This window comes from Variovorax sp. GW823-FHT04B03 (assembly GCF_058796495.1).
Genome location: NZ_JBXAIT010000005.1, coordinates 389630 through 401653, shown reverse-complemented (window position 1 = coordinate 401653; position 12024 = coordinate 389630). Strand labels below are relative to the sequence as shown.

At 66.9% G+C, this 12024-nt stretch carries 10 protein-coding genes; 8 read left to right on the top strand and 2 right to left on the bottom strand.

Features of this window, described 5'->3' with window-relative positions:
* Positions 1–9: 9 nt before the first annotated feature.
* Both tssK and tssJ read right to left on the bottom strand, forming a co-directional pair.
* Positions 10–1356 carry a type VI secretion system baseplate subunit TssK gene (tssK, locus tag AC1RAD_RS22970; RefSeq protein ID WP_062481129.1) on the bottom strand — a complete coding sequence of 449 codons (1347 nt, stop codon included), beginning with the start codon at positions 1354–1356 and terminating at the stop codon, positions 10–12.
* Between the two features lie 79 nt (positions 1357–1435).
* Positions 1436–2056 carry a type VI secretion system lipoprotein TssJ gene (gene tssJ, locus AC1RAD_RS22965; protein ID WP_062481131.1) on the bottom strand — a complete coding sequence of 207 codons (621 nt, stop codon included), beginning with the start codon at positions 2054–2056 and terminating at the stop codon, positions 1436–1438.
* 217 nt (positions 2057–2273) lie between these two features.
* On the opposite strand from tssJ, the gene AC1RAD_RS22960 reads away from it, so the two are divergent.
* From AC1RAD_RS22960 to tssH, 8 genes are all read left to right on the top strand, one after another.
* The gene (locus AC1RAD_RS22960) at positions 2274–2942 is read left to right on the top strand and encodes a tetratricopeptide repeat protein (protein WP_492737376.1); all 669 of its coding nucleotides are present in this window, start codon (positions 2274–2276) and stop codon (positions 2940–2942) included.
* A 121-nt stretch (positions 2943–3063) separates the two neighbouring features.
* Positions 3064–3579 (top strand): type VI secretion system contractile sheath small subunit, encoded by a 516-nt coding sequence (gene tssB / locus AC1RAD_RS22955; RefSeq protein WP_070062960.1) that lies wholly within the window; start codon positions 3064–3066, stop codon positions 3577–3579.
* Positions 3580–3581: 2 nt separating this feature from the next.
* Positions 3582–5072 carry a type VI secretion system contractile sheath large subunit gene (tssC, locus tag AC1RAD_RS22950; RefSeq protein WP_139700650.1) on the top strand — a complete coding sequence of 497 codons (1491 nt, stop codon included), beginning with the start codon at positions 3582–3584 and terminating at the stop codon, positions 5070–5072.
* An 84-nt stretch (positions 5073–5156) separates the two neighbouring features.
* Positions 5157–5669 carry an Hcp family type VI secretion system effector gene (locus tag AC1RAD_RS22945; protein WP_062474768.1) on the top strand — a complete coding sequence of 171 codons (513 nt, stop codon included), beginning with the start codon at positions 5157–5159 and terminating at the stop codon, positions 5667–5669.
* A gap of 109 nt (positions 5670–5778) precedes the next feature.
* On the top strand, positions 5779–6270 hold the full coding sequence (tssE, locus tag AC1RAD_RS22940) for a type VI secretion system baseplate subunit TssE (protein ID WP_062474770.1): 492 nt from the start codon (positions 5779–5781) through the stop codon (positions 6268–6270).
* A gap of 26 nt (positions 6271–6296) precedes the next feature.
* Positions 6297–8147 (top strand): type VI secretion system baseplate subunit TssF, encoded by a 1851-nt coding sequence (gene tssF, locus AC1RAD_RS22935; RefSeq protein WP_095950380.1) that lies wholly within the window; start codon positions 6297–6299, stop codon positions 8145–8147.
* Positions 8111–9232 carry a type VI secretion system baseplate subunit TssG gene (tssG, locus tag AC1RAD_RS22930; RefSeq protein WP_492737374.1) on the top strand — a complete coding sequence of 374 codons (1122 nt, stop codon included), beginning with the start codon at positions 8111–8113 and terminating at the stop codon, positions 9230–9232. Before tssF ends, tssG begins: the two co-directional genes overlap by 37 nt.
* A gap of 41 nt (positions 9233–9273) precedes the next feature.
* On the top strand, positions 9274–12000 hold the full coding sequence (tssH, locus tag AC1RAD_RS22925) for a type VI secretion system ATPase TssH (RefSeq protein WP_492737372.1): 2727 nt from the start codon (positions 9274–9276) through the stop codon (positions 11998–12000).
* The last annotated feature ends 24 nt before the right edge of the window (positions 12001–12024 follow it).

Below are 12024 nucleotides of genomic sequence, written 5' to 3'. Positions count from 1 at the left end.
GGCGGGTGATCAGCCGGTCACGGCGATCAGTTCGAGTTGCATGTCGGGGATGCCGGCCGGCGCATAGATGGTGACGCTTTGCGCCTGCAGCATGCGGTCGTACAGCTGGCTCTTGCTGTCGATGGAGAAGTAGCAGGCGCCCGCGCGGATCGGAATGGCCGGCGGCACCTGCGGCGCGTAGACGATGCGCACGCCCGGCATGGCCGAGAGCACGAGCTTGTCGACGTCTTCGGGCGCGCCGATCTTGAAGCGCTGCGGCACCACCTCGGCCAGCTCGGCGGCCGGCATGCTGGCGGTGACCGACATGTAGAACACGGTCTTCTCGTCGATCTTTCCGGAATCGAGGCGCCCCAGGTAGAAGGCGTTGCGCGTCTCGGTGAGCGCGATGGCGAAGTAGCGCGTGGAGATGACGGTGTCGAGCAGGTCGCGCACGATGCGGTCGAGCTCGGCGAAGGCCGGGCCGGGCTTCTCGTGGTCGTACACCGGCAGGTCGTTCAGCGAGTAGGTCTTGGCGAACGTCATCAGCGCGCCGGCCAGGCTCAGCAGTTCCTGGAACAGCCGCTCCGGGTGCAGCGACGGGTGATGGAACAGGTGCGAGAGCGAGGCGAACGCCGAGTTGGCCGTGTGCAGCAGCCAGAACGAGGCGATGTCGCCCGAGCGGAACTCGATGATGTTCTTGCTCGGCTCGCGGTGGATGCCGTAGAGCGAATTGACCTTGGCCTGCAGCACGTCGAGCAGCCGGCGCAGCTGCTGGAACACGGTGGGCGAGGCGTCGATGCTGGTGCACGGCGGCACGAAGCTGCGGTCGATCTCGAAGCCGCCCGCGGCGGTGCGGCGGATGCGGATCACCGGGATCGACACGAACTGCTCGCGCGGCTCGGTGTCGGCCAAGAGCTTCACGCTCTTGCGCAGGAACACCACCTCGGCGCTCACGGCGTTGGTGTACAGGTCGAGCGACTGCGTCGCGTCGCTGGTGTAGCGCGCGGCAAAGCCTTCTTCGTTGGGGTCGGTGTAGTTCTTGCCGAGCTCCTTCACCGGGTGCAGCACGAGGTAGAAGGTGATCTCGTTCTGGCCCGGGCTCAGCGTGTCCAGCGAGATGGGCGGAGGCAGCGCGTCGGCCTGCGGCGCCGCGTAGGGTTCACCGTCGGGGAACACCAGCGACAGCTGCGAAGCGCGCAGCATGCCGCTGGCCAGCGCATCGAGGTCGAAGCTGATGGAGCGCACGCCCCAGAAGTACGGATGCAGCGTCTGCGCCGTGGCGCGCAGGCGCGCCTCGTGGTACGCGTCTTGGCGCTGGAAGTGCTGGGGGCGTAGAAACAAGCCCTCTCCCCAGAGGACCTTGGCTGCGTAGCTCACGTCGGATCAACTCCCCACAATTTTTTTTGAATGTATCGCATCGTCGTGTCGACTCGGTCAGGCCCGCCGTCGCTGCAGATCAGGCGGGCGAGGGCCGGCAAGTCACCGGCCCCAACAGGTTGAGCGCGCCCGTGGGGGCGGCGCCTTGTGCGTTCTGCTGGCCCACCACCGCGCCTGTCGTGACGGTGAGCGCGCAGGCATGCGCGCCCATCACGATGCCGGTTTTTTCGGCGTCCGCGGCGTTGAAGGCGAAGCGCCAGCGCTGGGCATCGGGCGAGTGGAACAACACCACCACGGCCACCGCGTTGGCGCTGCGCGGAACCATCTCGGTCCAGGTGTATTGCTGGTCGGGAATGAGCGTGATCTCGCGGCTCTCGACGAGGTCGTCGCCCAGCTGCGTCTTGTCGCGACCCGGCGTGACGAAGGCATCGAAGGACGACTGGTAGAAGCCCGTCGTTTCCTTCAGCTTGTAGATGCGCATCACCACGGACAGCGGGCGGTTGCGGCCGTCGGCGTTGAGGTTCTTGCCCGCGGCGATCGACATCGTCACCTTGCGCGGGGGCTTTTGCGACTCGGGCAGCTCGGGCTTCTTCAGTCCGCTCGCCTCGAGCGCGATGTTGGCGATCGTGAGCGCCGGCGAGCTGCACCCGCCGAGCATCAACGCGGCCAGCAGCGCGCCAGATGTAATTAATATTTTCATTAAAAGCGAGTCGTAACAATATTTCGATGGACCAAATAGGATTAACCGATTTCGAAAATGACTTTCGATTAGGAAATTAGCATTAATCCGCCCCCGTCATTTGCCATCCACGCGGCTGTAGTATCGTGTATTGTTATTGTCAACGGTCGCAATTTAATGAATGATTGCGGCCTGCTAAAAAGTCAGATCAGGGGGGAATGTGTCGATTCGAAAAATCATGTCGCGCACGATGATTGCCGGTGCCATTGCGAGCACCGTCTTTTTGTCGGCCTGTACCACCACGCCGGACGCGGCCGTTGCCCAGGCCACCGCGGCCTACAACAAGAGCCTGGCCGAGGTCGATGCCGCCGCGGCAGCCGCCACCGGCGACAAGGCGCCCGTCATCCGCCAGTACCAGCAGCTCGCCACCGACAACCCGACCCGCGGTGAGCCGTGGTCGCGCATCGCGCAGATCTACTTCAACGAAGGCCGCTACAGCCTGGCCATCTCGGCCGCCGAGGAGTCGCTGCGCCGCGACCCCTCCAGCCGGCAGGCCAAGAGCATCACCGCCGTGGGCGGCCTGCGCCTGGCGGCCCGCTCCATCGAGGACCTGGGCAAGGACAGCAGCCTGAGCGGCGACGCCAACGCCGATGCCTACCGCCTGGCCGCCCTGCTGCGCGAAACCCTGGGCCTGTCGGTCCTGGTGCCCGCCGGCCCCGAAGCCAAGCCGGCGCCCACGCGCCGCGCCGCGGCCCCCAGCCCGGCCCCCGCGCCCTCGTCGTCATCGTCCGCCGCGCCGACTCCGGTCGCCGCCGCACGGCCCGCCCCGGTCGCCGCGCCGCGCCCGGCACCTGCCGCGCCCGCCCCGCGCGCGGGTGGCAGCAATCCATTTGACGCGCTCAAGTAATTGTCCGGTTTTTGAATTGGTTTTTTAAACCAATGTATTAACGAATGGGCGTGCGATCTGGAAATGGGTCGTACAACTTTTTAATTCGTTTCTCAGTCCTATTGCGAAGGTATTGAAGCTTATGGCGACCAAAAGACAGAGCGTGCAGAAGCGTCTCCAAAAAGTGCGCCCGCCGCGCGTGCAACTCACGTACGACGTGGAACTCGGTGACGCCATCGAGAAAAAGGAATTGCCTTTCGTCGTCGGCGTGATCGCCGACCTGGCGGGCCAGTCCGAGGTCGAGCAGCCCAAGCTCAAGGACCGCAAGTTCGTCAACATCGACCGCGACAACATGGACGACGTCATGAAGGGCGTGGCCCCGCGTGCCGCCTTCCAGGTGCCGAACAAGCTGGACGGGCGCGGCGGCAGCTTCGGCGTCGACCTCACCTTCAACTCGATGGACGCCTTCTCGCCCGAAGCGGTCGTCGAGCAGATCGAGCCGCTCAAGCGCCTGCTCGACGCGCGCACCAAGCTGGCCGACCTGCGCAACAAGATGGCCGGCAACAGCAAGCTCGAAGACCTGCTGGCCGACGTGCTGAACAACACCGAGCAACTCCAGCGCCTGGGACAGAGCGCCGGCAAGAAGGACGAAAGCTGAACATGACCGCGCAAGCACTTTCGGCATCGAGTGGTGTCGCCTCGTCTGAAGTCTCGGTCGACCTGCTCGACCAGATCGTCGAGAAGAGCAAGGTCGCCAAGTCCGACGTGGAACACACGCGCACCAAGGACCTCATCGGCGAACTCGTCAGCCAGGTCCTCGAAGGCTCGGTGATCGTCTCCGACAACGTGTCGGCCATGATCGACGCGCGCGTGGCCGACCTCGACGCGCTCATCTCCGCGCAGCTCAGCGCCGTGATGCACGCGCCCGAGTTCCAGAAGCTGGAGAGCACCTGGCGCGGCCTGGAGTACCTGGTCAAGGAAACGCCGACCGGCACCATGCTCAAGATCAAGGTCATCAACGCCACCAAGCGCGACCTGATCCGCGACTTCAAGGCCGCCGTCGAGTTCGACCAGAGCGCGATGTTCAAGAAGGTCTACGAAGAAGAGTTCGGCACCTTCGGCGGTGCGCCGTTCGGCGCGCTGGTGGGCGACTTCGACGTCACGCGCCAGCCCGAAGACATGTACTTCCTGGACCAGATGGCGCACGTGGCCGCTGCCGCGCACGCGCCCTTCATCGGCGCGGCCTCGCCCGAGCTGCTGGGCCTGGAAAGCTTTGCCGACCTGGGCAAGCCGCGCGACATGGCCAAGGTGTTCGACACCGTCGAGTACGCCAAGTGGAAGTCGTTCCGCGATTCGGAAGACTCGCGCTACGTCGGCCTCACGTTGCCGCGCTTCCTCGGGCGCCTGCCCTACCACCCGCGCGAAGGCACGGTGGTCGACAGTTTCAACTTCGTCGAAGACGTCGACGGCACCGACCACGCCAAGTACCTCTGGTGCAACGCCGCCTGGGCCTTCGCCACGCGCCTGACGGCCGCGTTCGACGACTTCGGCTGGTGCGCGGCCATCCGCGGCGTGGAAGGTGGTGGCCTGGTCGAAGACCTGCCCACGCACACCTTCAAGACCGACGAAGGCGAGATCGCCCTGAAGTGCCCGACCGAGATCGCCATCACCGACCGGCGCGAAAAAGAGCTCAGCGACCTGGGCTTCATTCCGCTCGTGCACTGCAAGAACTCCGACTACGCGGCGTTCTTCGGCGCGCAGTCGCTGCAGAAGGCCAAGAAGTACAACACCGACAGCGCCAACGCCAACGCGGTGCTCTCGGCGCAGCTGCAGTACATCTTCTCGGTGTCCCGCATCGCGCACTACCTCAAGGCCATGATGCGCGACAAGATCGGCAGCTTTGCCTCGGCGCACAACGTCGAACAGTTCCTGAACCGCTGGATCGCGCAGTACGTGCTGCTCGACGACAACGCGACGCAGGAACAGAAGGCCCAGTTCCCGCTGCGCGAAGCCGCCATCCAGGTCGGCGAAGTGCCCGGGCGGCCCGGCGTGTACCGCGCGGTCGCGTTCCTGCGCCCGCACTTCCAGCTGGATGAACTGTCTATTTCACTGCGCTTGGTCGCCGATCTGCCGAAGTCAGTGAATAAGTAAGGAGGCAGATCGGGTGCGCGGCCGAGGGGCCGTGCTGCAACACGTTAACTGTCAGTAATCAATCAATCAAGAAGGGGAAGAAACATGAAAGATATCTACGTCAAGTTCGGCAGCCCGGCCATCAACGGCGAGTCGCAGGACAAGGACCACAAGGACTGGATCGAAGTCAGCTCGTGGCAGCACAGCATCGTGCAACCGCGTTCGGCCACCGCGTCGACCGCCGGCGGCCACACCGCCGAGCGCTGCGAGCACGGCGAGATGATCTTCACGAAGGACATGGACGTCGTCAGCCCGCTGCTGTACCAGCACGCGTCGGGCGGCACCACCTTCGACGAAGTCACGGTGCAGTTCTACCGTGCCGACGGCGAAGGCAAGCGCGTGCAGTACATGGAGATCAAGCTCAAGTACGTGCTGATCGCCAGCGTGAACCCGAAGGTCGTGAGCACCGACGTGGCCAGCGTGCCGAGCGAGACCTTCTCGCTGAAGTACGCCGCCGTGCAGTGGAAGTACACGCAGCAGAAGATCGGCGGCAACCAGGGCGGCAACTCGCAAGGCGCCTGGAGCCTCACGAAGAACGACAAGACCTACTCGGTCTGACGCCAGTCGGGCAATGACGACCGCGGCGCAGGCCGCGGTTTCTTTTTGGCGCCGCGCCCCTCGCGCGGCGCCGTGCCCGTTGTCCGACGCGAGAGACAGGGAGTGACCCATGACAGGATTCGAACCGGGCCTGCTCGACAAGCTGTTCGATGACGACTGGCGCGGGCCGGCTTCGCCGGTGCTGCGGCACTTGTCGCTTGACGAGGTCAAGAACGTGGTCGCACGCGATCTCGAATCCCTGCTCAACACGCGCATGGTCTTCGACGACGCCAAGCTCCAGGCCTACCCCGAGTGCCGGCGTTCCGTCATGACCTACGGCCTGAGCGATTTCTCGGGCCTGAGCCTGGCCAGCCACTACGACCGCTCGTTCATCTGCCGCTCGCTGGAGCAGGCCATTGCCCGCCACGAGTCGCGCCTGCGCGATGTCTCGGTGTCGCTCGAGGTCGACGGCCAGGCCAGCACCCACATGCTCTATTTCGGAATCACCGCGCTGCTCGTGCTGCCAGAGCTGGCCGAGCCGGTGAACTTCGACGCCATGCTGCAGCCCACGACGCTGCAGTACTCCATCACCCGCGGCACCGGCAAGAGCCGGTACGCCTAGCGCCACGCCGGAACCCGACGCCCACCATGGACGAGTTGCTGCCCTTCTACGAACGCGAGCTGGCCTTCCTGCGCGGCTACTCGCAGGAGTTCGCCAAGGGCTACCCGAAGATCGCCGCGCGCCTGGCCATCTCGGCCGACGCCAGCGAAGACCCGCACGTCGAACGCATGATCCAGTCGTTCGCGCTGCTCACGGCCCGCATCAGCAAGAAGCTCGACGACGACTACCCCGAGCTCACCGAAGCGCTGCTCGAGGTGATGTACCCGCACTACCTGCGGCCCTTTCCGTCGTGCTCCATCGCGCAGTTCGACGCCGGCGGCGCGGCGCTCGCCAAGCTCAGCAAGCCCGTCACCATCGCGCGCGGCACCGAGCTCACCTCGCAGCCGGTGCGCGGCGGCGCCTGCCGCTTTCGCAGCGTGTACGACGTCACGCTGGCGGCGGTGCAGGTGTCGAACGTGGTCTACCACTCGGTGGTGAATGCGCCTGCGCAGGCCTCGCTGCCGCGCAACGCCACGGGCTGCCTGTCGGTCACGCTCGAGGCCACCGGCGAGCAGAAGTCGCTCGGCACCCTGGCGCTCACGCTGGCGCGCCTGCGCACCTTCATCGACGCCGAGCCCTCGCTGGCCACGGCGCTGGCCGACGCCATCTTTTTGAAGACGGCCGCCGTCTTCGTGGAGCCCGAGCGCAGCGGCAAGTGGACGCTGGTGCAGGGCGAGGCGCTGCACCCGGTCGGCTTCGAGGAGGCCGACGCGCTCATCGAGCTGCCGGCGCGCTCGCACCCGGCCTACCGCCTGCTCAGCGAGTACTTCGCGTTCCCCGAGAAGTTCAACTTCGTCGACATCGACCTGGCGAACGCGCTGCGCCACATCGGCTCGTGCCGCTCGATCACGCTGCACCTCGTGATGACCGGCGTGCGCGCCGATTCGCCCACGGCGCGGCTGCTCGAGGGCGTGTCCAGCCGCAACCTGCGCCTGGGCTGCACGCCCGTCATCAACCTCTTCAAGCAGCGCAGCGACCCGATCCGCGTCACGCACGCCGCGGCCGCCTACCCCGTGGTGGCCGATGCGCGCCGCGCCTTCGGCTTCGAGGTCTACAGCATCGACTCGGTCAAGCTCGTGAAGCAGACCGCCGAGGGCGACGCCTACATCGAGTTCCGGCCCTTCTATTCGCTGCACCACGGCGAGCACCCGAAGGAGGCCGAGCACTACTGGTTCGCGCGGCGCAACGAACTCGTGGCGCAGCGCAGCCCGGGCTACGAGACCGAGCTTTCGATTGTCGACATCGACTTCCAGCCCTCGCTGCCGCAGACCGAAACGCTGAGCATCGACCTCACCTGCACCAACCGCGACCTGCCGCACTCGCTGGCCTTCGGCCTGCCCGGCGGCGACCTGTTCATCGAGGGCAACTCGGTGGCGCGCTCGATCCGCATGCTGCGCCGCCCGACGCAGACGCTGCGCATGCCGCGCGGCAAGGGCGTGCAGTGGCGGCTGGTGTCGCACCTGTCGCTCAACCACCTGTCGCTGGCCACCAGCGGGCTGCCGGCGTTGAAGGAAATGCTGCGGCTGTACGACCTGGGCCGCTCGGCCGTGTCGGCGCGGCAGATCGAGGCCATCACCGCGATCGAGCAGCAGGCCACCACCCAGTGGTTGCCGGGCAAGCCCTTCGCGACCTTCGTGCGCGGCATCGAGCTCAGGCTCACGGTCGACGAGACCGGCTTCGTGGGCAGCAGCCTGCAGGCCTTTGCCCGCGTGATGGACCATTTCTTCGGTCTCTATGTGCACCTGAACAGCTTCACCCAGCTGGTGATCGTTTCGGCGCGCGACAAGGAGGAGCTGGTGCGATGCAAGCCCCGCAGCGGCGAATCGATCCTCCTGTAGCCGAAAGGCTGCTGCGCGAACCCTACCGCTTCGAGTTTTTCCAGGCGGTGCGGTTGATCGAGCTCATGCTGCTCAAGCGGCAGGAGCGCGACGTGCACCAGCGCCTGGTGCCCGGCGAGCGCATGGTGCCGCGCTGGGTGCGCTTTCGCAGCTCCACGAGCCTGAACTTCCCGCCCAGCGAGATCGAGGCGCTGGCGGTGCGCGACGCCGTGGGCGAGCTGATGTCGGGCGCGCAGCTGTGCGAGCCGCCGCTGCCGCATGAGGACGAGCACTGCCTGGGCCGCATCGAACTCACGCCCGCGTCTTTCGGCATGCTGGGCGTGTCGGGTGCCTTGCCCATCGTCTACACCGAGATGCTGATGCGCCGCGAGCAGCATCTGCGCGACAGCTCGGCGCGCGCCTTTCTCGACGTGTTCAGCAACCGCGCCGCCGCGCTCTTCTATGCCGCCTGGCGCAAGTACCGCCTGCCGCTGCACTACGAGCACGAGCGCAGCCGCGCCTACCTGCCGGTGCTGCTGTCGATGGCCGGGCTGGAGCACACGGCCCAGCGCGATCCGCTGACCGACGGCACGGGCACCGTGTTCGACGAGACCGTGGCCGGCTACGCGGCCGCGGTGCGTCACCGGCCGATGTCGGCGGCGTACCTGCAGCGCGTGCTGTCCGACTACTTCCGCAGCCACATCCGCATCGAGCAGTTCCTGGGCAAGTGGTACGACATGCCCGTGCAGCAGCGCTCCAGGCTGGGCGAGGGCAACGTGAGCCTGGGCCAGAACGCGATGGCGGGCGAACGCATCTGGCAGCGCGACCTGCGCATCCGCCTGTGGATCGGCCCGCTCAAGCGCAGCGCGCTGCGCGAGTTCTTTCCGGGCCGCGCGCATGCGAAGGCGCTCGAAAAGATGCTGGCGCTGCTGGCCGGCGTGACCTGCGAATACGAAGTGCGCCTGATCCTGGCGCGCGAAGAAGTGGCCGCCGTGCAGCTCAGCGACAGCGGCGGCAGCCACCTCGGCTGGGACAGCTTCATCACCACCCGCGAGGCCGAGAGCGACCGCAGCGACACGCAGTACGAGCTTCAGCCCCTGCAGTGACCCTTTCAACGAACACGACCGACAGAACAACACCACCGCTCATGAGCACCTCGCTGAAGACACTGATCACCAAGCTCAACGCCAGCGCACGCATGGCCACGCAGCGCGCTGCCAACCTGTGCCTGGCCCACGGCCACTACGAGGTCGACCTGGAGCACCTGTTCCTGGCGCTGCTGGAGCAGACCGACAACGACCTCGCGCGCGTGCTGCGTGCCAACCGCATCAGCGCCACCGCGATCCAGTCGGACCTGGAGCGCGAGATCCAGACCTTCAAGAACGGCAACACGCGCACGCCGGTGTTCTCGCAGCACCTGCAGCAGCTGTTCCAGCAGGCGTGGCTCTTGGCCTCGCTCGACGCGCATGCGGCGCAGATCCGCTCGGGCCACCTGCTGCTCGCACTGCTCACGCAGCCCGACCTCGCGCAGCTGGCGCAGCGCGGCTCGCCGTTGTTCGCGAAGATCCGCCTCGAAGACCTGAAGCACGACTTCGACAAGCTCACCGACGGGTCGAGCGAAGCGGCGGAAGCCGGCGCCTCGGGCGAGGCCGCCGAAGGCGATGCGCAGCAACCGGCGGCCGACCCGCTGGCCGCGGGCGTGCCCGGCAAGACGCCCGCGCTCGACCAGTTCACCACCAACCTCACGCAGCGCGCGAAAGACGGCGCGCTCGACCCGGTCATCGGCCGTGACACCGAGATCCGCCAGGTCATCGACATCCTGATGCGCCGGCGCCAGAACAACCCCATCCTCACGGGCGAAGCCGGCGTCGGCAAGACGGCCGTGGTCGAAGGGCTGGCACTGCGCATCGCCGCGCAGGACGTGCCCGAGTCGCTGCGCGCCGTGGCGCTGCACACGCTGGACATGGGCCTGCTGCAGGCCGGCGCGAGCGTGAAGGGCGAGTTCGAGAACCGCCTGAAGAACGTGATCGCCGAAGTGAAGAAGAGCCCGCATCCGATCGTGCTCTTCATCGACGAGGCCCACACCATGATCGGCGCGGGCGGCCAGGCCGGGCAGAGCGATGCGGCCAACCTGCTCAAGCCCGCGCTCGCGCGCGGCGAGCTGCGCACCATCGCCGCCACCACCTGGGGCGAGTACAAGAAATACTTCGAGAAGGACGCGGCGCTCGCGCGGCGCTTCCAGGTCGTGAAGGTCGAGGAGCCCAGCGAGACGCTGGCCGCCGCCATGCTGCGCGGCATGGTGCCGCTGATGGAGAAGCACTTCAACATCCGCGTGCTCGACGAAGCCATCACCGAAGCCGTGCGCCTGTCGCACCGCTACATCAGCGGACGGCAACTGCCCGACAAGGCGGTGAGCGTGCTCGACACGGCCTGCGCGAAAGTCGCGCTCGGCCAGAGTGCGACGCCGGCGCTGATCGAAGAAGCGAACCGCGGCCTTGAACGCATCGAGGCCGAGAGCGCCGCGCTGGTGCGCGACACCGCGGCCGGCGGGCGCCACGAAGCGCGCCTGGCTGAACTGGCGGAAAAGAAAAGCGCGCTGCAGGCCGAGCTGGCCGCGAGCCAGCAGCGCCTGGCCGAAGAAAACGCACTGGTGGAGCGCATCCGCGCGCTGCGTGCGCAACGCGACGAGTCGGTCGCTCAGCAGCCCGAGGCCGCACCCGCCGTGGCGGAGAAGGCGCCGGCCCGCGCCGCCAGCCGCAAGAAGGCCGCTGCCGCCGCCGACCCCGCGCGCGATGAACTCGATGCCCTGCTCGCCGAACTGCGCGCACTGCAAGGCACCACGCCGATGGTGCCGCTGCAGGTCGACGGCCACGTCGTCGCCGAGATCGTCTCGGCCTGGACCGGCGTGCCGCTGGGCCGCATGGTCAAGGACGAGATCAAGACCGTGCGCAGCCTCGACACCCTGCTGGCCGAGCGCGTCATCGGCCAGGACCATGCACTCGCCGCCGTGGCCCAGCGCGTGCGCACCGCGAGCGCGCGCCTGGAAGACCCCAACAAGCCGCGCGGCGTGTTCATGTTCGTCGGCCCCTCGGGCGTCGGCAAGACCGAGACCGCGCTCGCGCTGGCCGACATCCTGTACGGCGGCGAGAAGAAGCTCATCACCATCAACATGAGCGAGTACCAGGAGGCGCACAGCGTCTCGGGCCTGAAGGGCTCGCCGCCCGGTTATGTGGGCTATGGCGAAGGCGGTGTGCTCACCGAGGCCGTGCGCCGCCAGCCCTACAGCGTGGTGCTGCTCGACGAGGTCGAGAAGGCCCACCCCGACGTGCTCGAGATGTTCTTCCAGGTGTTCGACAAGGGCATGATGGACGACGCCGAAGGCCGAGAGATCGACTTCCGCAACACGTTGATCATCCTCACCTCGAACATCGGTTCGTCGCAGATCATGCAGGCGTGCCTGAACAAGGCCGACGACGAGCGCCCCGCGCCCGACGCGCTGGCCGACGCGCTGCGCCCCGTGCTCATGAAGGCCTTCAAGCCGGCCTTTCTCGGCCGCATGAAGGTGGCGCCGTTCTATCCGATCACCGATGCGGTGCTCGAGCAGATCATCGCGCTCAAGCTCGGGCGCATCCGCGACCGCATCGCGACCAACCACAAGGCCGTGTTCGAGTGGGACGACGCGCTGGTCGAGGCCGTGCTCGCACGCTGCACCGAGGTCGACTCGGGCGCGCGCAACGTCGACCACATCCTCAACGGCACCTTGCTGCCCGAGATCGCCGAGGCCGTGCTCACGCGCATGGCCGACGAGACGCCGCTGGCCAAGATCAAGGCCAGCTGCGGCAAGGGCGGCGAGTTCCGCTACCGGATCACCTAGGCGCAGCAGCCGCGCGTGCCCACG

What these genes read in the sequence shown, in the direction of transcription:
- tssH (WP_492737372.1), top strand. Translation starts at nt 9,274, where the DNA reads ATGAGCACCTCGCTGAAGACACTGATCACCAAGCTCAACGCCAGCGCA.
- AC1RAD_RS22945 (WP_062474768.1), top strand. Translation starts at nt 5,157, where the DNA reads ATGAAAGATATCTACGTCAAGTTCGGCAGCCCGGCCATCAACGGCGAG.
- AC1RAD_RS22960 (WP_492737376.1), top strand. Translation starts at nt 2,274, where the DNA reads ATGTCGCGCACGATGATTGCCGGTGCCATTGCGAGCACCGTCTTTTTG.
- tssF (WP_095950380.1), top strand. Translation starts at nt 6,297, where the DNA reads ATGGACGAGTTGCTGCCCTTCTACGAACGCGAGCTGGCCTTCCTGCGC.
- tssB (WP_070062960.1), top strand. Translation starts at nt 3,064, where the DNA reads ATGGCGACCAAAAGACAGAGCGTGCAGAAGCGTCTCCAAAAAGTGCGC.
- tssJ (WP_062481131.1), bottom strand. Translation starts at nt 2,056, where the DNA reads ATGAAAATATTAATTACATCTGGCGCGCTGCTGGCCGCGTTGATGCTC.
- tssE (WP_062474770.1), top strand. Translation starts at nt 5,779, where the DNA reads ATGACAGGATTCGAACCGGGCCTGCTCGACAAGCTGTTCGATGACGAC.
- tssG (WP_492737374.1), top strand. Translation starts at nt 8,111, where the DNA reads ATGCAAGCCCCGCAGCGGCGAATCGATCCTCCTGTAGCCGAAAGGCTG.
- tssC (WP_139700650.1), top strand. Translation starts at nt 3,582, where the DNA reads ATGACCGCGCAAGCACTTTCGGCATCGAGTGGTGTCGCCTCGTCTGAA.